The 19,445-nt window shown below is 72.5% G+C and carries 20 protein-coding genes; 9 read left to right on the forward strand and 11 right to left on the reverse strand.

Going from position 1 to position 19,445, the window contains the following annotated elements; genetic code table 11:
- Nucleotides 1-15: 15 nt before the first annotated feature.
- Nucleotides 16-372 carry an STAS domain-containing protein gene (locus tag AKI01S_RS11060; protein ID WP_067814661.1) on the forward strand — a complete coding sequence of 119 codons (357 nt, stop codon included), beginning with the start codon at nt 16-18 and terminating at the stop codon, nt 370-372.
- Between the two features lie 50 nt (nt 373-422).
- Here AKI01S_RS11060 and AKI01S_RS11065 read toward each other — a convergent pair whose 3' ends face one another.
- The 3 genes from AKI01S_RS11065 to AKI01S_RS11075 all read right to left on the reverse strand — a co-directional run bounded on the left by AKI01S_RS11065 (nt 423) and on the right by AKI01S_RS11075 (nt 2,910).
- Nucleotides 423-1,100 carry a choice-of-anchor P family protein gene (locus AKI01S_RS11065; RefSeq protein ID WP_067814663.1) on the reverse strand — a complete coding sequence of 226 codons (678 nt, stop codon included), beginning with the start codon at nt 1,098-1,100 and terminating at the stop codon, nt 423-425.
- Between the two features lie 38 nt (nt 1,101-1,138).
- Nucleotides 1,139-1,945, reverse strand: coding sequence for a L,D-transpeptidase (locus tag AKI01S_RS11070; RefSeq protein WP_067814665.1), 807 nt, complete (start codon nt 1,943-1,945; stop codon nt 1,139-1,141).
- 422 nt (nt 1,946-2,367) lie between these two features.
- Nucleotides 2,368-2,910 (reverse strand): MarR family winged helix-turn-helix transcriptional regulator, encoded by a 543-nt coding sequence (locus AKI01S_RS11075; RefSeq protein ID WP_083999348.1) that lies wholly within the window; start codon nt 2,908-2,910, stop codon nt 2,368-2,370.
- 125 nt (nt 2,911-3,035) lie between these two features.
- Between AKI01S_RS11075 and AKI01S_RS11080 the strand changes: the two genes are divergently transcribed.
- Nucleotides 3,036-4,196: a PP2C family protein-serine/threonine phosphatase gene (locus AKI01S_RS11080; protein WP_067814668.1), complete on the forward strand. Its 1,161-nt coding sequence runs from the start codon at nt 3,036-3,038 to the stop codon at nt 4,194-4,196.
- A gap of 90 nt (nt 4,197-4,286) precedes the next feature.
- Here the strand turns inward: AKI01S_RS11080 and AKI01S_RS11085 are convergent, their stop codons facing one another.
- The 3 genes from AKI01S_RS11085 to AKI01S_RS11095 are packed head-to-tail and all read right to left on the reverse strand — an operon-like array spanning nt 4,287 to nt 7,604.
- Nucleotides 4,287-4,733, reverse strand: coding sequence for a response regulator (locus tag AKI01S_RS11085; protein WP_067814669.1), 447 nt, complete (start codon nt 4,731-4,733; stop codon nt 4,287-4,289).
- Nucleotides 4,720-6,408 (reverse strand): sensor histidine kinase, encoded by a 1,689-nt coding sequence (locus AKI01S_RS11090; protein WP_083999350.1) that lies wholly within the window; start codon nt 6,406-6,408, stop codon nt 4,720-4,722. Before AKI01S_RS11090 ends, AKI01S_RS11085 begins: the two co-directional genes overlap by 14 nt.
- Complete coding sequence (locus tag AKI01S_RS11095; protein WP_067814672.1) at nt 6,405-7,604, reverse strand: PP2C family protein-serine/threonine phosphatase; 1,200 nt, start codon at nt 7,602-7,604, stop codon at nt 6,405-6,407. The genes AKI01S_RS11090 and AKI01S_RS11095 overlap by 4 nt, the downstream gene beginning before the upstream one ends.
- Before the next feature lie 202 nt (nt 7,605-7,806).
- Between AKI01S_RS11095 and AKI01S_RS11100 the strand changes: the two genes are divergently transcribed.
- From AKI01S_RS11100 to AKI01S_RS11120, 5 genes are all read left to right on the forward strand, one after another.
- Nucleotides 7,807-8,373 carry an RNA polymerase sigma factor gene (locus tag AKI01S_RS11100; RefSeq protein WP_067814674.1) on the forward strand — a complete coding sequence of 189 codons (567 nt, stop codon included), beginning with the start codon at nt 7,807-7,809 and terminating at the stop codon, nt 8,371-8,373.
- Complete coding sequence (locus AKI01S_RS11105) at nt 8,370-9,497, forward strand: CU044_5270 family protein (RefSeq protein WP_157419772.1); 1,128 nt, start codon at nt 8,370-8,372, stop codon at nt 9,495-9,497. The genes AKI01S_RS11100 and AKI01S_RS11105 overlap by 4 nt, the downstream gene beginning before the upstream one ends.
- Nucleotides 9,498-9,896: 399 nt before the next feature.
- Nucleotides 9,897-10,193, forward strand: coding sequence for a hypothetical protein (locus AKI01S_RS11110; RefSeq protein ID WP_067814677.1), 297 nt, complete (start codon nt 9,897-9,899; stop codon nt 10,191-10,193).
- A 380-nt stretch (nt 10,194-10,573) separates the two neighbouring features.
- Entirely contained in the window at nt 10,574-10,924 is a 351-nt protein-coding gene (locus tag AKI01S_RS11115; protein ID WP_067814679.1) for a hypothetical protein, read from the forward strand.
- Nucleotides 10,921-12,330, forward strand: a complete 1,410-nt coding sequence (locus AKI01S_RS11120; protein ID WP_067814681.1) for a phage exclusion protein Lit family protein — start codon at nt 10,921-10,923, stop codon at nt 12,328-12,330. The genes AKI01S_RS11115 and AKI01S_RS11120 overlap by 4 nt, the downstream gene beginning before the upstream one ends.
- A 697-nt stretch (nt 12,331-13,027) precedes the next feature.
- Here AKI01S_RS11120 and AKI01S_RS53340 read toward each other — a convergent pair.
- From AKI01S_RS53340 to AKI01S_RS11145, 5 genes are all read right to left on the reverse strand, one after another.
- The gene (locus AKI01S_RS53340; RefSeq protein WP_245681572.1) at nt 13,028-13,408 is read right to left on the reverse strand and encodes a hypothetical protein; all 381 of its coding nucleotides are present in this window, start codon (nt 13,406-13,408) and stop codon (nt 13,028-13,030) included.
- Nucleotides 13,409-13,488: 80 nt separating this feature from the next.
- Nucleotides 13,489-13,875, reverse strand: coding sequence for a gamma-glutamylcyclotransferase family protein (locus AKI01S_RS11130; protein WP_067814683.1), 387 nt, complete (start codon nt 13,873-13,875; stop codon nt 13,489-13,491).
- Nucleotides 13,872-15,311: a pentapeptide repeat-containing protein gene (locus AKI01S_RS11135; protein ID WP_067814685.1), complete on the reverse strand. Its 1,440-nt coding sequence runs from the start codon at nt 15,309-15,311 to the stop codon at nt 13,872-13,874. Before AKI01S_RS11135 ends, AKI01S_RS11130 begins: the two co-directional genes overlap by 4 nt.
- 134 nt (nt 15,312-15,445) lie before the next feature.
- Nucleotides 15,446-15,898: a DUF3618 domain-containing protein gene (locus AKI01S_RS11140; protein ID WP_067814687.1), complete on the reverse strand. Its 453-nt coding sequence runs from the start codon at nt 15,896-15,898 to the stop codon at nt 15,446-15,448.
- On the reverse strand, nt 15,895-16,305 hold the full coding sequence (locus AKI01S_RS11145; protein ID WP_067814689.1) for a phage holin family protein: 411 nt from the start codon (nt 16,303-16,305) through the stop codon (nt 15,895-15,897). Before AKI01S_RS11145 ends, AKI01S_RS11140 begins: the two co-directional genes overlap by 4 nt.
- A 175-nt stretch (nt 16,306-16,480) precedes the next feature.
- On the opposite strand from AKI01S_RS11145, the gene AKI01S_RS11150 reads away from it, so the two are divergent.
- Together AKI01S_RS11150 and AKI01S_RS11155 are read left to right on the forward strand one after the other, a co-directional pair.
- Nucleotides 16,481-18,565: an RNA degradosome polyphosphate kinase gene (locus AKI01S_RS11150; RefSeq protein WP_067814691.1), complete on the forward strand. Its 2,085-nt coding sequence runs from the start codon at nt 16,481-16,483 to the stop codon at nt 18,563-18,565.
- On the forward strand, nt 18,558-19,445 hold the full coding sequence (locus AKI01S_RS11155; protein ID WP_067814693.1) for an NUDIX hydrolase: 888 nt from the start codon (nt 18,558-18,560) through the stop codon (nt 19,443-19,445). Before AKI01S_RS11150 ends, AKI01S_RS11155 begins: the two co-directional genes overlap by 8 nt.

Below are 19,445 nucleotides of genomic sequence, written 5' to 3' on the forward strand. Positions count from 1 at the left end.
AGCCGAGGAGGACCCGTGGACTTCAGCGCGGAGCATCGCCGTTACGGCGACCGGACCATCGTCGCGCTCGGCGGCGACATCGACGTCAGCACCAGCGGACGGCTGCGCGAGACCCTGCTCGGGCTGGTCGAGGACGGCGCCCGGCATCTGGTGGTCGAGATGGACGACGTCACGTTCCTGGACTCCACCGGCCTGGGCGTGCTGGTCGGGGTGTTCCACCGGCTGCGCGCCCTGGGCGGGACCCTGGTGTTCGCGGGCGGCACCTCCCGGGTGCGCGACGTCTTCCACGTCACCCAGCTCACCAAGATCTTCCTGATGTTCCCGAGCGTGGACGAGGCGCTGCGCGCCGAGCCCACCGCCGCCGGGGACTGACGCCCGCGTGGCCGGGGCCGGACCGCCGCGGTCCGGCCCCGGCCACGGGGTCAGCCGGTGACCGGCAGGTCGCCCTTCACCGGGACGGGCCGGGGCGCGACCTCGGGGCCCTCCGGCTTCCCGCGGACCTGCCGCTCCTTGCGGACGTGGCCGCAGGTGGCGGAGGCGACGCGGATCGCCTCGACCCTGCCCTGGCCGGTCGGCAGGGTGGCCTCCAGCCCGGTCACCCGCAGCCGCCCGTCGGGCAGTCGCTCCTGCTTGTTGAGGACGACCGAGCCGTCGCCCAGGCCCGGCACCTTCACCGGGACGGTGGTGTTGGGCGGCGGGGACACCGCCAGCGGCTTGCCCGCCACGACCGCGTCGGCCAGCGACGCGTTCCCCCTTCCACCCAGGCAGCGGGCGGTGACGGCCTCGGCGTTCAGGTGCGCGGCCGGCACGTCGACCCCGGCGACCCTGGAGTGGGCGCGGTCGCGGCGCGCCGCCACGTCCAGCACCGTCGCCCGGACGGCCCTGGTGCGCTCCTCGCGCAGCAGCGCCTTGCGGACCTCGCCCGTGGCGGACGAGACGGCGGGCGTCGGCGGAACGTGCGCGGGGCCGGTGACGTTCAGGCCGAACGCCGACGACCCGCCGGGCTCGGCGGCGTTCGCGGGCGCGGGGACCGCCAGCCCGAGGGCCGCGGCGACCAGGCCCGCCCGCGCCAGGCGGCGCGTCAGCTTCCGATGGGACATAGGGGTACTCCCTTGAGGGTTCGAGGGGCCGACCGGGGTCAGCCGGAGATGAGCACGAGGGTTCCGAGCGGGATCCGTGACAGCTCCCGCAGCGCCTCCTTCGGGACCCGGACGCATCCGTGCGAGACCGCCCGGCCGAAGACCGACGTGTCCGGCCAGCCGTGGAACGCCACGGTGCCCGGCCCCCCGCCGAAGGAGTCCAGCGTCGCCGAGTGCGCGCCGAGCGGCAGCACCAGCGGGCTGGGGGTCTTCTTCGCGGGCTCCAGGACGGCCAGCAGGAACGTGCGGCCGGTCGGGGTGGGCGTGGCGGGCGCGCCGACCGCGACCTTCCAGTTCCCGGCCGGGCGGCCGGACCTGAGCAGGCTCAGCCGGCGGTCCGACAGGTCGATCCTGACCTCGTAGGGCGAGCGCGCGGTGCGGAGCCCCCCGCTCCGCTCGGAGATCCAGCCGCTCGACCCGTTGGGCCTGCTCGGCAGCAGGATCCGGCGCCACTCTCCCGCGGTCTCCACGACGGGCACCCAGGTGGGCCCGCCGAGCTGCCGCACGGGCAGCGTCGCGACGGCGCGGCCTCCCGGGCGGTCCAGGACCGGCTGCGGCGTGGTCGGATGCACGACCGTGCCGTCGGTGCCGCTCGCCGGGGCCGCGTCCCCGGGGGCGGCGGCCACCGTCGTGAACGTGGTGGCCTCGGGGGCCCGGCCGCCGGTTCCGGCGTCCCGCGCGGCGGCGCGCCCGGTGGGCGCGTCCGTGCCGGAGCAGCCGCCCAGCGTCCCGCCCAGCAGCAGCGCGGCGGCCGCCGGGAGGATCGCGGAACGGGCAGCCCGTGACGGGGTGCGGCGGTCATTCATGGAAGGGCCTCCAGAAGGCGTCATGTCCGTTCCCAGAGAGAGATCTGGAACGACATTTACGTTCGCCATCACGCCGGATGCTAGCGGTGTGACCGGAGTCGCGTTAGAGAAAACCGGGAAAGCGCGGGGAGAGAATCCGGGAACTCCCGATTTTGCCTGCCAGAAAAGATGGAAGTTTAGTTTTATGTCAGAAATGAGGCTTTTATCGGGTGATTCGGCGGCACGGGGAGGCGCCCGCCGGACCCCGGCGCCCGCCGACCGCCGCCGTGCGCTGCGGTTTCCGCGAGTCGATCGGCGTGCGACCGGCCCGCCGGGGCGCTAAATTTGTCATCCGACAAACATCTGGCATGGGACGGCCAACGGGCAGGCGAAGCGGGCCGCCCGGCGGCCGAAGGCGTGCTTCGAAGGGCGGGGCGGTGGTCTCAGGCGGGCAGTGGGAACGGGTCGTCCGGCCGTTCCCTGTCCTGGTCGTGCTCCCTCGCGACGTGCTCCAGCGCGTCGTGCTCCAGGGCGCGGCCCGCCGGGCCCGGCCCCAGAGCCTGGTGGAACTCCGACAGCCCCCACAGCAGCGCCTGCCGCGCCGCGGGCGCCATCCCGGACAGGACGCGCTCCAGCTCCTCGCGGCGGCGGCCCCGCAGCCGGTCCATCAGGGCCCGGCCCTCGGCGGTCAGCCGGACGGTGACCTCGCGCCGGTCGTCCTGACCGGGGTCGCGCAGCAGCAGGCCCGAGGCCTCCAACCGGTCGCACAACCGGCTCGCCGAGGAGGCCAGCGCGCCCAGCTCGGTGGCCAGCGTGGAGATGTTGACCGGCCCGCGCTCCAGTACCAGCAGCGCCCGCAACTGGGTGGCCGGCACCGGCACGTCCGGGGCGTTGTGGGCACGGGCCCACACACTCATCAGACCACCGGCGACCTCGTCGAGCACGGCCGCGGCCTCTGCCGTGTCCAGAGCGTGCTTGGCGACCATGCCCTCCACTGTTACACACCGCGCCCGCCGCGGCATCTCACCTCACCAACCCGGCCGACGAGACGGGATCGTCCTCCGGGGCGGCCCCCCCACGTCCGGACGGTCCACGCGCAGACGAGGGAGCCATGCACGCCGATCCACTGAAGGACATTGAGCATGCCCTGTGGGACGCCCAGCCGCACGAACTGCTGGAGGCCGCCGCGCGGCTGATCCAGGCCGACACCGCGGCCGCGGACGTCGAGATCCTGCTCGTGGACTACCGGCAGGCGTACCTGGTCCCCGCCGTGGGGCGCGGCCGCGTTCCGGTGCGGCTGGACAACACCGCGCCGGGGCACGCGTTCGCCGCCCGGCAGGTCGTCCAGGACTCCACCGGCCACACCGTGCACCTCCCGCTGGTCGTGCACGGCGACCGGCTGGGCGTGCTGAGCGTGCGGCTGCCCGAGCCCGCCGACCGGACGACGACCGAACGCCTCACCGCCGTCGCGACCGTGCTGGCCCGCGCGCTGCGGATCGCCGACCTGCACACCGACCGGTACCGGAGCATCCGCCGCCGCAGCCGCCTCACGCTGGCCGCCGAGATCCAGTGGGACCTGCTGCCGGGCACCGCCTGCGCCACCGACGAGTTCCACCTGGCCGGGCAGCTGGAGCCCGCCTACGCGGTGTGGGGCGACAACTTCGACTGGGCGATCTCCGAGCGGTACCTGACGCTGACGGTCAGCGACGGCATGGGCACCGGCGTGGAGGCCGCCGCCCTCACCCACCTGGCCGTCAGCGCGCTGCGCAACGCCCGCCGCTCCGGCGCCGACATCTCCGAGCAGGCCGCGCTCGCCGACCAGACCCTCTACGCCCGCCACCGCGGCGACCGGCACGTGGCCACCCTGCTGCTGGAGGTCGAGCTCGACACCGGCCGCGTCCGGGTGATCGACGCGGGCTCGCCCCGCGTCTACCGGATGCGCGGCAACACCACCGAGGCCGTCCGGTTCGAGTCCCAACTCCCCCTCGGCATGTTCGGCGACGCCGACTACACGGCGGAGTACTTCGCCCTGGAGCCCGGCGACCGCCTCGCGATCGTCAGCGACGGCGTGCACACCGCCCGGTCGTCGGCCGGGGAGAACTACGGGGAGGCCGCGCTGGCCCAGGCGCTGCGCGACACCCGCCTCCAGGACCCGCCGGAGGCGGTGCGCACGTTCATCCGCCACTACCTGTCCTACCACGGCGCCGCGGAGCCGCAGGACGACGCGGTGGTGGTCTTCCTGGACTGGACCGGAAAGAACCCCCAGGCCTAGGACCTCCCGCGGGCCCGAAGCCGGAGGCAAGGGTCCGCGGGTCAGGTCGCGCGGCGATGCCGCGCGCCGTGGGCCGGGTCTTCACACGAGCTAGCGGTTGCGGGGCAGCCTCACCACCGTGACGAAGAAGTCGTCGATCTGCCGGACCACCTGGATGAACTGGTCGAAGTCCACCGGCTTGGTCACATAGGCGTTGGCGTGCAGGTGGTAGCTGCGCAGTATGTCCTCGTCGGCCTCCGACGTCGTCAGGACCACCACCGGGATGTGCCGCAGGTCCGGGTCGTCCTTGATCTCCTCCAGGACCTCCCGGCCGTCCTTGCGGGGCAGGTTGAGGTCCAGCAGGATCAGGTCGGGGCGCGGGGCGCCGCCGTAGGGGTCCTCGCGGCGCAGGAACGCCATCGCCTGCTCGCCGTCGTTGACCACGTGCAGGCTGTTGCGCACCTTGTTGTGCTCGAACGCCTCGGTCGTCAGCAGCACGTCTCCCGGGTCGTCCTCGACCAGCAGCACCTCGATGGGGCGCACGTCAACCTGCGTCATCCTCGCTCTTCTCCTCCGTCTCGCCCTCCGGCTCCGGCTCGGGTTCGGGCCGGGCGGGGAGGGTCCATCGGATCGTAGTGCCGGGCGCGTCGCCGTCCCGGTCCTCGGTCTCCAACCAGATCCGGCCGCCGTGGAACTCCACGATCTTCTTGCACAGCGCCAGCCCGATGCCGGTCCCGGTGTACTCGTCGCGCGGGTGCAGCCGCTGGAAGATCAGGAAGATCCGGTCGGCGTAGCGCGGTTCGATGCCGATGCCGTTGTCGGCACAGGCGAACTCCCAGTGGTCGCCGTCCCGCCGCGCGCTGATCCCGACCTCGGGCGGGACGTCGGGACGCCGGAACTTGATCGCGTTGCCGACCAGGTTCAGGAAAAGCTGGCCGAGCTGGGTGCGGTCGCCCGCCACCGTCGGCAGGTCGGCGACCGTGACCCGCGCGCCGGTCTCCTCGCGCAGCGTGGACAGGTCGTCCAGGGTCTGCCCGACCACCGCGTTCAGGTCCACGGCGTCCTCGGTGCGCGACAGCCGGCCGACGCGGGAGAAGCTCAGCAGGTCGTTGATCAGCGCCTGCATGCGCTTGGCGCCGTCCACCGCGAACTCGACGTACTGGCGGCCCCGGTCGTCCAGCTGGTCGCCGTAGCGGCGCTCCAGCATCTGGCAGAACGAGGCGACCTTGCGCAGCGGCTCCTGGAGGTCGTGGCTGGCGACGTAGGCGAACTGCTCCAGCTCCTTGTTGGAGCGGCGCAGCTCGGCGGTCTGCTCGTTGAGCATCTGCCGGGCCTCGGAGCTGACCCGCCACTCGTCCAGGATGCGGTGCCGCATCGCGTCGATGATCGCGGCGAGCTCGGCGATCTCGGCGGGACCGGGCACGTCCATCGGGTGGGCGAAGTCGCCGTGCGCGACGGCGCGGACCCGTTCCGACAGCGACGAGACCGGGGTCAGCACGGTGCGGCGGATCAGCAGCGCCAGCGCGAGCGCCGCGAGGACCACCATGATCAGCGCGGCGGCGACCGACCAGTAGGCGATCCTGGCACGCCGGTCGAGGTCGTCGGCGACCTTCTTGTGCAGCGTGGACAGGGCCTGCTGCTGGACGGCGTTGCCGGAGCGGACCCGGGTGAACGCGGTGGTGCCGGACCGCTCGGAGTCCGGGGACAGCCCGCCGCCGCCGGGGCCCCGGGCGATCGGCTCGGCGAACGCGCCGCGCCAGGCGGCGGTGTCGGAGGCGAGACGGTCCAGCCCCGCCAGGACCGGGCCCTTCCCGGGGACGTCGGACAGCAGCTCGCGGATGCGGCGGGTGGTGTTCGCCTCCTCGGCGACGGCCTGCCGGTACTCGACGAGCCGGGCCCGTTCGCCGTCGGCGGCGTAGGCGCGGATCGCGTCGTCCTGGCGGCCGAGCGCGTCGGACAGCTCGAACTGCGCGACCATCGCAGGGTCCACCCGGTCCACCAGCATGGCGCGGGCCTCGCCGTTCTGGTGCAGCGCCAGCACCGCCTGGCCGATCGAGACCAGTAGCAGCAGGCCGAGGACCACCGAACCGACCCGGTAGAGCTGGGTGAGCCGCAGCCGCGCCATACCGGTCGGGGGCGGCAGCGCGCTCGGCGGCAGGAACACGGGCGGCCCGGTGGGATCCTCCCGGAGGAGCTCCACGTCGGCGTCGGTCCTCTCGTCCTGCAAGGTCATCGTCCCTCACCCCGGCTCAGCAGCAGCACGGCCAGATCGTCCGACAGTGGTGCGCCGTTCAACCGCTCCGCCTCCTCGATCAACCCGTCGACCAGCGGCGCGGCGCGCTGCCCGCGCGCGTGCGCCGCTCGTGCCAGCCTCACCAGACCGGACAGGTCCAAACGCGCGGAACCGTCACCCACCAGACCCTCGACCAGCCCGTCGGTGTAGACCATCAACGCCCAGTCGTCGCCGAGTTCGACCTCCGCGGCGGGCCACTCCATGCCGGGCAGCACGCCCAGCGCCGGACCGCACGGCTCGTCGGGCAGCGGCTCCACGCCGCTCGGGGTGAACAGCAGCGGACGCGGGTGCCCGGCCCGCCAGACCCGGGCCCGGCGCAGGTCCGGGTCGAGCGCGACCATGCACAGCGTGGTGAAGATCTCCTCACTCCACCGCTCGTACGTCAGCACCGTGTCCAGGGTGCGCAGCAGATCCTCGCCGGTGTGCCCGGCGAGCACGAGCGTGCGCCACGCCATGCGCAGCCGCACGCCCAGCGACGCCTCGTCCGCGCCGTGCCCGCTGACGTCGCCGACCACCGCGTGGACGACACCGTCCCCGGTCTGCACCGTGTCGTAGAAGTCGCCGCCCAGCAGCGTCCCGTCGCGACCGGGCCGGTAGCGGGTCAGATGACCCAGCTCACCGGCGTCGGTGAAGATCGGGACCGGGAGCAGGCCGCGTTCCAGCCGGGCGTTCTCCCGCTCCACCGCGCGGGCCTCGACGAGCTGCTTCTCCGAACGGTCGGCGCGGTGGCGTTCGATCGCGTACCGGATCGCGCGGGACAGCAGCGCGCCGTCCACGTTCTGCTTGACCAGGTAGTCCTGGGCCCCGGCGGCGACGGCGGCGACACCGGCGTGGGCGTCGTCGAGCCCGGTCAGCACCAGCGCGGCGGTGTGCGGCGCGGCGGCCAGCACCTCGCGCAGCGCGTCCAGCCCGTCGGCGTCCGGCAGCGACAGGTCGACGATCACGCACTGTACATCGGGGGTCAGCGCGGCGCGCGCGTCGGCGAGGGTGCGGGCGACGGAGACCTTGACGTCGGGTTCGGTCTCCCGCAGCAGTTCCTGGAACAGGAACGCGTCCCCCGGATCGTCCTCCACCAGCAGCAGCCGCAGGTAATCGGTGCTTTCCGGCAGCCCTACGGGTTCGTGGGTCAGGGTCATCGACTGTCCGCGCACCGTTGGAGGACTGTTGTCATAGAACAAATGCTAGGGCACCGCAAGCCTTACCGGTGGTGACCGGCCGTCAACGGGTCGGCGCGGGACGGCGAACGCTTTTCGGAACGTCGGTAACAATAGCCCCGCCCGCGCCACTACCCGGTGACAGACGACACCGGACGACGTGAGGAGCGGCGGTGGTTCCCCGATGAACGACGCCGAACGGCGCTTCACCGCGATCTACGACTCCTGCCGGCAACGGGTGTGGGCCTACGCCTGCGCCCGTGCCGGCGGACAGATCGCCGACGAGGTGGTGAGCGAGACCTTCGCCATCGCCTGGCGGCGGTTCGGCGACATCCCCGAACCGCCGCTGCCCTGGCTGCTGGGCGTGGCCCGCAACGTCCTGCGCGACGGCCACCGCGCGGAGGCGCGGCGCGCGGCGTTCACGGCCGAACTGGCCCACTGGACCCCGCCGCCGGGCGGGGACGTCGCCGAGGACGTCACCGAGCGGATGGCGGTCCTGCGGGCGATGGCGGAGCTGCCGGACGGCGACCGCGAGGTCCTGATCCTGACCGCCTGGCAGGGCCTGAGCCCCCGCGAGGCGGCCCGCGTCCTCGGCTGCCGCCCGGCGGCCCTGCGGGTCCGCCTGCACCGCGCCCGCCGCCGCCTCACCAAGGCGGTGGAGGGTTCGGCCGCGCGGTCCCCCGCGCCCCGTCCCGGCCCCGCCGGGGTCGTCCGTTCACAGGTGGAGATCGTCGGTAGGGAGATGACATGAGCCGCGATGTGCTGCGCGTTCTGACCGAGGCGCGCCCGGTCGAGCTGGACCCGGAGATCCGGGTGGACGAGGCGACGCGGACGGCGGAGCTGGCGCGGGCGATGGCGGGGACGCGCGACGCGCACCGGGAACGCGCCCGCCGCGTCCGCCCGGTGTGGGTCCTCGGCCTGGCCGGGGCGACGGCGGCGGCCGCGCTGGTGGCGACCGTGGTCGTCCCGGACGACCCCGCCGCGCCGCGGAGCCCGGCCCCGGTCGCGCTGGACGCCCGGACCGTGCTGCTCGCGGCGGCCGACCGCACCGCCGCGACGCCCGAGGGCACCGGCGCGTACTGGCACAGCAGGACCATCCACCGGAACCACTTCCCGGTGACCGAGGGGGGCCGGCGCTACACGATCGAGGTGACGCAGGCCACGGACTCGTGGACGCCCGCGCGCCCGAAGGGGAAGCAGTGGTCGCGGACCCAGAACCTGGGCTTCCGCCCGGCGAGCGCCGCTGACCGGGCGGCGTGGCAGAAGGCGGGCTCGCCCACCCGCGTCAAGGTGTCCGTCCCGATCTCGCCCAAGCTCAAGCGGCTCAAGTCCGCGGTCTACGAGGCCGCCCCGGGCAAGGCGCACGTCCAGGCGTCGCCGCTGGTGGACGGCGACAAGGTCTACTGGATCGGCCGCAACGTCACCATGAAGCAGGTGCGGAGCCTGCCCACCACGCCCGCGACCCTGAGGAAGGAGCTGCTGCGCTGGTACAAGGGGCACGGCACCGAGTCGAACTCGCCGATGCCGAGGGACCGCTGGCTGTTCGAGGTGGGTGGCCTGCTGGTCACGGACCTGCCGGTGACCACGAAGACGCGCGCGGCGGCGTTCCGGTTGCTGGCGGACCTGCCGGGCGTGCGCTCGATCGGCAAGGTGCGCGACGCGGAGGGCCGCCCCGGAGTGGCGGTCGCGGCGATCGAACGCACCCCCAACGGCGTCCTCCAGCGGCGCCTGGTCATCGACCCGGCCCGGGGCGCGGCCCTGGCCTCCGAGACGATCGTCCTGGAGCCCGCCGGGGTCAACGCGGAGCTCCCGCCGAACAGCCTGCTGGGCTCGTCGACGTTCACCACGACCTGGACCGACAAGCCCCTGTCCTGACCTCGCGCGACCCCAGAACGACTCAGCCCGCGACCCGCCCCCACGCGTCGCGGGCTGACCGCTCCTCGGACCACAAGCCCGCCGAGCCGACACGTCCTGCCGCCCCGACGGTGGCCGCGACCTAAGGAAGGCGACGGAGCGGACCGACTACGTTTCGTGGCCCACAGCCGGTGCAGCGATCGCCTTCCATGACGGAGCGGACGCGTCGCGCCGAGCACATCCGGCACCGGCTGCCGGTGCCGCCGCCCTGACCTGCGAGGTGACGACGGAGCCCGGCCGCTCGGTGACGTTTTCCCCTCCGGTGGGCCTGACCCCCGTCAGGTCACCGCCAGCGGCGCGGCGTGGTTGGGCGGCCGCTCCTCTCCCGACGGGCGATACCGCGCCATCGGCCACGGCCGGATGTCCGGACTCGCGACCGCCCTCGCCTCCTGCGCCAAGGCGCGCGACATCCATGGCGAGGGGGCCATCACCTGGTACGACGCCAAGGGCCGTGCTCTGGGCACCACGGTGCACCCCACCCCCGGCCAGGTCGTCGGCTACGACCCCGGCGGCATCCTGCTCACCGGCACCGCAGTCTCCGGCCCGCTGACCGGCCACGCCGTCCAGGGCACCGCCACCCCGACCAGCGGTATCAGACGCTGCGCTCTCGGCGGACTGACCGAGGCCCACGGTAAAGGCCAGGTCGTCTTCACCTAGGTCCGCAGTATGCGGGTGGAGGTGCGATCAGCAGTCCAGCACCGAAATCGGTGTGCAAGGCGCGCCACGATCCGTACCGCTGCTGCGGCAGCAGCGGTTCCAGCAGTGCTCGCTCAGCATCGTTCGACTCATGACGACGGATCACTCGCCCAGGGATCACCACAGAGCAGACCAGCCGCATCCGCTTTGACGACAGGGTTCAAGAAAAGATCACTCGGGCGGCGCGTCGTTTCATGCCTTCTGAATAAGGATCAACAGATCCGGGCGACGCTCCAGGGCTCATGGCGTGAACTTGCCGATTCTCTCGATATTCGTACATGTCTTCCAGGGCTTCGATAGTGTGACCTCTCCATGCCGACCGCTCACGAAAGTGACCGAGCATGACTTTCGAAACTTACCTGGACAAAAGTGACGACGAGCTTTTCGAGTTGCTCGGCACGGCCCTGCTCGGTGAAGGGCCCGGCCTCTCGCCCGAGGACCGGGCCGCCCATCGTCGCTTCGGGCGTACCTGGTTCGACAACAAGCAACGCGAACTGCAGCGCAAGATCTGCAATCACCCCGGGATCCAGAATCTTCTCGGCACCACCGGATCGGACCGGGTGATCGACGCGGCGGCGATCTACGAACTGCTCGACAAGATGGGAGAGGATCCCGTCGTCGCGCCTCTCGTCGCGGTATTGATCGCCCGCATCGGTCTCGGGACCTTCTGCGCGAACGCGCCCGGGGCGTGAAGCCGGAGGAGAGCCAGGCGGAGCAAAGGCGCCGCCTACTGGAACCTGATCGCGTCCTGCAGCTCGAACGGCTGCGCGACCAGCTCCGAGAGCGTGGCCATCACGACGCCCTCGCTCGGATGGACGCGGGGATGCTCGCATGGGAGCAGGATGAGTGGTCGGACCGTTATGCCGACCCGGTGAGCGGAATCTACCAACACGTGACCGAGAACGTGAAGGCCGCCATGGTCGATCTGGGCGCGGATCGAGATCGTCTGGAGTCCGTCTGTGTGACGTCGACACTGCAGGAAACGGTGTCCGCCATGGTGCAGTCGTTCCCCGACGGTTCGGCGCTGGCGAAGATCTCTGACTCGATCATGTCCTTGGCCAACGTTTACACCGGTTACTCCGCCGACCTGTTCAAGGAGATCAGCTCTGGTGGGCCGCGGGGTATATGGCGCATCGCCCGTTCCATGCGAGGTGGGGCCTTCGGGGGTGATGTGGACATGCTCACCGGCCTGTTGCGCTATTACAACGTCAACCAGCGGGTCTTCGGGGTGCCCGCGAAGTTGGGACTGTTGCTGCGCCCGGAATCCGAGGCCGTCGAAGCGTTCCTGCTCCTGCAGTCGATGCGTTTCGTGATCGGCCACGAGATCGCCCACCACGTGCTCGGCCACGGCAGCGTGGCCCACGCCTTCTCTCCGCAGGACGAACTGCCGACATGCTCGCCCGACCAGCAACGGGAACTGGACGCCGACATGTTCGCCCTGAGAGCGACGCAGCGCGCCGCCGAGCGTGACGCCGGAGCGCCGGCCGCCCATGTCGAGGCCGCCACGGCGCTGGGGGCGCTGGTGGGAATGCTGGTGGTGAACGTCACCGAACAGGCGTTGTTCCTGCGGCGAGGAGCGAGCCACCCACCAGCGTCGACGCGGGCGGCACTGCTGCTGGGACGACTCGGCGGACCGGCGCAGACGCTCGCCCGGCTCTTCCTCGGCGACCTTCTCGCGGCCACGCGCGCCTCGGCGACCTTCGAGCCCGGCGCCCGGGTCTTCGACGCATCACAAATGATCGCCCATCGCCGGGTGGGCTTCCTTCAGTCGGAAGATTATCTTCGCCTGGTGTCCATGCTCGACACGGCGCAGTGTCGAGAGGACGAGGCGCTGACCCGTTTCCTGCACAGAACGGGCTCGGACTTGGCCGAAGGCGCGCAGGCCGCGCTCGACGGAGATCCCGGGGCCGCGTTGTCGGCGTGGGGTCTGGAGCGATCACGAACCGAGGAGATCTGTGATTCCCGCCGGGTGCTCGTCTTCCACGGTCTCCTGGAATCTCTGCGTGAGAGTTTCGCCGGAAGATTCCCTTCCGAAGAGGAAACCCTGCTCACCTCCCTCGTCGCAGCACAACTGGTTGCAAGAAGGCTGTCGGCCTAGGTTCTGTCGTCAAGGCGGACGCCGACGGTCGGCTTGACAGCGATCTTCGAAGCCGTGGTTCCCTGCCCGTGAGCTGACCGATGCCAGTGGGAGGTGCTGGAGCCGTTGCTGCCCAGGCAGCAGGGGGACGGCTCCGCAGCGATGACCGGCGGGTGCTGAACGGCATCATGGGGAAGTCCCACACCGGGGTGCCCTGACGGGATGTGCCCGAACGCCACGGGTCGTGAGCGCACCCGCACACCCGCTTTCGCTGGCGGGCCGTCCAGGACCATGCCGATGCGGCTGGGAATCTCGCCTGCTGGTCCGGCGAGTCGGGACCAGCCTGGTGCGCTAGTGGAGCATTCCGCTGGTTTGGCGTTGATCGTGGTGGCGTCTTCGGCTTGGCGCGGAGGTGGGCTGGTTGTCTTTCGCGGCGGTTGGGGCGCTGCTGGCGAAGCATTCACATCGCAACGGAGCGGGCGGCGCGTTTCGTGATGGCCGACCGTTGCCGGTGGAGCGTTCGCCTTCTGGCGCTCCGGGTCAGTGCTTTGTGCTGCCGGAAGGCTCTGCTGGTTGGTAGGTGGAGTCGTGCTCGGGTTGGGATGCGGCCGGTCTATGGGGCCCGGACGTGTTTGCTGAAGGCAACGGCGGGGCTCCGCCGGGGGCCTTCTCGGGGCGGCGGTGGTGCGGTCGGGTGGGTCAGGTGGGGGCTTCGTCGTCAGGCGCTCTTGGCTCCTTTGGGGGCGGGGGCCTTGTTGCTCTTGGCGTTCGCGGCGGCGCGGCGGGCGGCCTGCTGGGCGGCCCGGCGCTGCGGGGTGGACTGGGCTCGGTTGAGGCTGGCGCGGACGCGGGCCGCGCCGCGCATCGCCGTCGTCGGGTTGACCTTGCGGCCCGCGTACTCGGCCAGGACCTCCGCCACGGGGGGTGGGGAGGGCGGGGCCGGGGGCGCGACCGGGGGATGGACGTCGTGGTGGGCGTGGGTGGTGGACGGGGCGCTCGCCGACCCGCCGGGCGCGGTCGGAACGGCCGGCACCTGGACGAGCGCGAGATGGGCGTTGCAGTTCGGACACTGCAACGTCGGAGGTGTCTCTCTGCTCATAGCACACATCATGACCGGAGGGTCTGACATTCTGCCGTGAGTCTGTCCGGGGCTGGAAATGTGAGTGGGATCACAGTCGCTCAGGAGCGCAGTGCGGACAGGTAGGCGGCCAGCTCGTGGGCGGCGAAGTGGCGGGGGTCCCAGTCGAACGCCTCCGTCTCGCCCCGCCAGGTGTAGGCGTGGGCCCGCCGCCCGTCTTCCAACGTCAGCGTGACCGTGTCGTACAGGTCGCCCTCGTAGACGTCGATCAGGTGGCGTTCGGCGTCGGTCAGCCCCGTCATCAGCAGGCCCTCGGCGGTGCGGGCCGGGTCGGGGACCAGGCCGGGGTAGACCACGCCGGGCAGCGCGCGCACCCGCCATCCCTTCGCCGAGGCCGGGGACAGGTCGGGGACGCGTCCCAGCAGCGCCCGCAGCACCTCGGGGTAACGCAGCGTCCCGTACACGAACAGCCCGGCGACCTCGCTCATGGATGGGAAGGGTAGGAGGCCGGGGGCGCGGTGCGGCGTTCGGGGGGCGGGTCGGTGCGGGAGGCGGCCGGGTGCTGGTGGCGGACCGCCGTCAGGGCGCAGACCACGATCGCGACGATCGTGATCCACAGCAGGGTGCGGCCGGTGCGCGGGGCGTGGCCGCAGGTGAGCCAGAACATGTGGAGCAGCCAGCGGCGCAGGCGGCCGGGCCGGGTGCCGCGGGTCTCCCCGGCGTGGTGCCGCAGTTCGCGGGCCAGGGCGTCGTCGCCGGTGGCGTGGGCGATCCGGCCGTAGAGGGCGGCGAGCCCGCCTTCGGTCAGCGCCGCGCCCCACTGCGCGGGGAGCGTGGCGAACGTGCACGGCCCCGTCAGCACGAGCCCTTCGGGCCGGTCCCCGCCCAGGAGGCGGCATCGGGACAGGTCGAGGTCGGCGAGTTCGAGGCGGTCGGCGGCCGCGCCCCGCAGCGTCAGCACCCGGACGGGCGCGGGCCAGTCGGGCGGCTCCGACAGCCCGGCGAACGGCTGGGCGGCCGTCCGGACCGACGCCCGCCCCTCGAACCGCGCGTTCTCCAGCGTCAGCTCCGCGTGCCGCAGCCGCAGGTCGGCGCCGCCGCGCACGGTCGCGCCGTCGAACGCGACCCGCCGCGCCGCCGCCTGGACGGACACGCCGCCGCGGGCCTGCGCGTCCGCGAGCGAGATCAGCCCGCCGGCGACCATCGGCCCCAGCCACAGCCCGCGCCGGAACCGGGCCCGGTCGCAGCGCGCGTTGCGTCCCACCCGCACCCGCCGGAACGACGCCACGTCCTCGAAGCGCGTCCCCGTCGTGATCACATCCCGCCCGAACCGGGCCCGGTCGAACGCCGCCGCCCCCAGGAACACGACCCGCGCGAACGACGCGTCCGCGTCCCACCGGGTCTCCTCGAACAGCGCGTCGCCACCGAACACCGCCTCGTCGAACGTCGCGTACCGCCGGAACAGCGCCCCGTGGAACGAGGTGTTCCCGCCGAACCGCGCCCGCTGGAACGACACGTGCCCGCCGAACACCACGTCGAGGAAGGAGGTCCCGGCGGCGAGGTAGGCCCCGTCGAACGAGCAGTCCCTCTCGAAGCGGGCCCCGCGCCACGTCACCGCCTCGGGCAGCCGCGCCTCCTCGCACCGCAACCGGCCCAGGCGGGGCCGCCGTTCGGCTCCGGTGACGGCGGTCAGCAGCGTTTCCAGCAGCGCGGGCGTGACGACCACGCCGCGCAGGTCGAGATCGGATCCGGGCCCCAGCTCCGCGACGAACCGCCGGAACTCGCGGGGCCGCAGGTGCGCCACGCACGCCGGGTACGGCTCGACCACGCGTCCGGCGCAGCCGTCCGGGGCCGGGCAGCGGGGCCAGGACGCGGTGAACGCGGACGGGAGGGGAGGCAGACGGGGGGCTTCGTGGAGGGTCACATCGGGGTTGTACCCGCGTGGGGCGGGGCCCCGAATCGATCCTCACGGTCAGGCCGCCCTTCCCACCCCGCCCCGCTGTCCGCGCCCCGCGCGCCACCCCGCGGCCGCCGGAGGGCGACCGCGCGGGCGGCGGATCAGCGCCGGGCCCGCCGCTTCGCGGACCGGGCGGTGCTCCTGGCCTGCTTGCGGGCGGCGCGGCCGGCGGTGCCCGCCCGTTTCGCGGCGCGGGCGGTGGTCGTGGAGCGGCCGCCGGAACGGTTCCTCATCCAGCGGCGCGCCAGCAGCAGGGCCACCACGGCGACGGCCCCGCCCGCGACCGGGCCCGGACGGCGGCGGACCTTCTCGGTGGCCTGCACCACCGGGTCCGGGGCGGCCTCGCGGGCCTTGCCGGTCAGCTCCCCGGCCTTGTGGCGGATCTCGCCGGCCTTCTCGCCGGCGCGTTCCTTCAGCTCGCCCACCTTGTCCTGGGCGCGGGCCTTCACGTCGGCGCGGGCGCTCAGGGCCTCCACCGTCGCGCCCAGCTCCTCGCGGGCCTGCTCGACGCGTTCCTGCTGCTGCTGAACTTCCGGGTCGGTGTCCCTGGTCATCGTCGGCCCCTGTCCTTGATCTCCCGCACGTCGGCGCGCACGCTCTCGGTCGTCTGTTCCGGTGACGGCGGCGCGGCCATGCCCATCTGCTTCTTGCCGCGCTGCGCCAGCACGCCCGCCACGGCGAACAGCACCACCGTCACGATCAGCGCCGCCGCCCAGGCGGGCAGCACCAGCGCCAGCAGCAACGTGACGGTCGCCACCAGCGCGCCGCCCCCGTACAGCGCGGCCACCCCGGCCCCGCCGAACATCTTCGCGCCCTGCGCGTAGTGGCGGCCCTTGGCCGTCACCTCCGTCTGAGCCAGCCGCAGTTCCTCGCGCACCAGCCGCGCGCTCTGCTCGCTGAGCTGCTTGACCAGCTCCGACGTGGGGAGCCCGGCCAGATCGGCCGGATTTCGTTCGGTCATCTCACGCCTCCCTGTCGTGCCGCCGGAGGTACCCGGCCAGCGGGCGGAATAACGATGTGACCCCGACCAACCGTCGAGTGATCTATGGGAACCTCGGGAACGATCGTGATGTCTGACATACAGCGGAAACACCGTCGTTCGACTTCCGTTCACCTTTGCTGGGGATCATTGCGCCATGACCGTCAATCCAGGACATTTCGACCACAGCGCGGAGGCTCTGCCCGACGACCGGTTCCTCGACCGCGAAGAGAGCTGGCTGCGGTTCAACCAGCGCGTCCTGGAGCTGGCCGAGGACCCGTCGCTGCCGCTGCTGGAGCGGGTCCGCTTCCTGTCGATCTTCGCGTCCAACCTGGACGAGTTCTTCATGGTGCGGGTCGCCGGGCTGACCCGCCGGATGGCCACCGGCCTGGCCGTCCAGTCCGCCAGCGGGCGGCAGCCGCACGAGATACTGGAACGCACCGCCACCGTCGCCCACGAGCTCATGCTCCGGCACGCCGCGGCCTTCCACGAGGACGTCTGCCCCGCCCTGGCCAAGGAGGGCATCCACCTGCTGCGCTGGGTCGACCTGGCCGAGACCGAGCAGGAGAGCCTGCGCCGCCTGTTCCGCGACCGGATCTACCCGGTGCTGACGCCGCTGGTGGTGGACTCGGCGCACCCGTTCCCCTACATCTCGGGCCTGTCGCTCAACCTCGCCGTCATCGTCCGCGACCCCGAGACCGACGCCACGATGTTCGCCCGCGTGAAGGTCCCGCCGGTCCTGCCCCGCTTCATCGAGGCGTCCCCGAACCGGTTCACCCCGCTGGAGGACGTGATCGCCGCCCATCTCGGGCAGCTGTTCGTCGGCATGGAGGTGCTGGAGCACCACGCGTTCCGCGTCACCCGCAACCAGGACCTGGAGATCGACGACGACATCAGCGAGGGCCTGCTCCAGGCGCTGGAACGCGAGCTGCTGCGCCGCCGCTTCGGCCCGGTCGTCCGGCTGGAGGTCGAGGAGTCGATCTCCCCGGCCGTGCTGGACCTGCTCACCGCCGAGCTGGAGATCGACGAGCGGCAGATCTACCGGGTCGGCGGCCCGCTGGACCTGGCGGGCCTGGCGGCCATCGCCGACCTGGACCTGCCGCGGCTGAAGTACCCGCCGTTCGTGCCGTCCAAGGCGGTGATCCCTGAGGACGCCGGCATCTTCGCGGCGATCCGGGAACGCGACGTGCTCGTCCACCACCCCTACGACTCGTTCACCACGACCGTGCAGCGGCTCATCGAGGACGCCGCCACCGACCCCCGGGTGCTGGCGATCAAGCAGACGCTCTACCGGACCAGCGGCGACTCCCCGATCGTGGACGCGCTGATCACCGCCGCCGAGGCGGGCAAGCAGGTCGTGGTGGTCGTGGAGCTGAAGGCCCGCTTCGACGAGCGCGCCAACATCGTGTGGGCCCGCAAGCTGGAGAAGGCGGGCTGCCACGTCGTCTACGGCTTCGTCGGCCTGAAGACGCACTGCAAGCTCTCGATGGTCGTGCGGCAGGACTCCGACGGGGTGCTGCGCCGCTACTGCCACATCGGCACCGGCAACTACCACCCCAAGACCGCCCGCCTCTACGAGGACCTCGGCCTGCTGACCTGCGACCCCAAGGTCGGCGAGGACGTCAGCGCCCTGTTCAACCACCTCACCGGCTACTCCCGGCAGCTCGACTACCACCGGCTGCTGGTCGCCCCGCAGAGCCTGCGCCCCGGCCTGGTCGAGCGGATCGAACGCGAGACCGCCCACCACCGCGAGGGCCGCGAGGCCCACATCCGCATCAAGTGCAACTCGCTGGTCGACGAGGTCGTCATCGACGCGCTGTACCGGGCGTCGCGGGAGGGCGTCCCGGTGGACGTCTGGGTGCGGGGGATCTGCGCGCTGCGGCCCGGCGTGCCCGGCCTGTCGGAGACGATCCGGGTGCGCAGCGTCCTCGGGCGGTTCCTGGAGCACTCGCGGGTCTTCGCGTTCGCCAACGACGGCGACCCCGAGGTGTGGATCGGCAGCGCCGACCTGATGCACCGCAACCTGGACCGCCGCGTCGAGGCGCTGGTCACCGTCACCGACCGGACCCAGCGCGCGGGGCTGCTCGAACTGATGGACCTGGCGATGGACGACGGCACCTGCTCGTGGTGGCTGGACGGGGACGGCACCTGGACCCGCCGCGTCCCCGCGCCCGGCGAGACGCTGCTGGACGTCCAGACCCGGCTGGTGCGGACCCGGAGGTGGAGGACGGTCGATGGCTGAGGTCGTGAGCGCGGCGGGCACGCTGCTGTGGCGGGGCTCGGGGACCGGCGCGGCGGACGGCCCGGAGATCGCCGTGATCCACCGCCCCCGGTACGACGACTGGACGTTCGCCAAGGGGAAGGTCGATCCGGGCGAGCACGTGCTGCGCGCCGCCGTCCGCGAGACCGTGGAGGAGACCGGGATCGTGCCCCGGCTGGGCCGCCGCCTGCCGACCGTGACCTATCCGCTGCGGGACGGCCGCACCAAGCGCGTGGACTGGTGGGCGGCCGAGCCGGCGGCGTCCGCCTCGTTCACCCCGAACGAGGAGGTCGACGAGGTCGCCTGGCTGACGCCCGCGCGGGCCGCGGAACGCCTCAGCTACTCCCACGAGGTCGATCTGCTGCACGAGCTGCTCGCCGGGCCGCGGGCCACCCGGCCGCTGATCATCCTGCGGCACGTGTCGGCGGGGGAGAAGCGCGCCTGGAGCGAGCCGGACGAACTGCGCCCCCTCGACGAGCGGGGCCGCGCCCAGGCGACCGCGCTGGCGGACCTGCTGCCGTGCTACGGCCCGGCCCGCGTGGTGAGCTCGGCGACGGCGCGCTGCGTGGACACCGCGCTGCCCTACGCGCGGCGCGCCCGCGTCACCGTCACCACCGACGAGGCGTTCACCGTCGGCGGGACCGGGTCCGCCGTGGAACGCCTGCTCGCGCTGGCCGCCGACCGCGTGCCGACGATCGTCTGCACCCACGGCGAGATCGTCACCGAGCTGGTGACGGGCCTGTGCCGCGAGCTGGGCGAGAAGGCCCCCGAGGATCCCGCGCTGCCCAAGGGCGGGTTCTGGACGGCCCAGCTCACGGGCGAGGGCGCTCCAGCGGTCGTCTCGCTGGAGCGCCACGACTAA

This window comes from Actinomadura kijaniata NBRC 14229 (assembly GCF_001552175.1).
GTDB classification, from domain to species: domain Bacteria; phylum Actinomycetota; class Actinomycetes; order Streptosporangiales; family Streptosporangiaceae; genus Spirillospora; species Spirillospora kijaniata.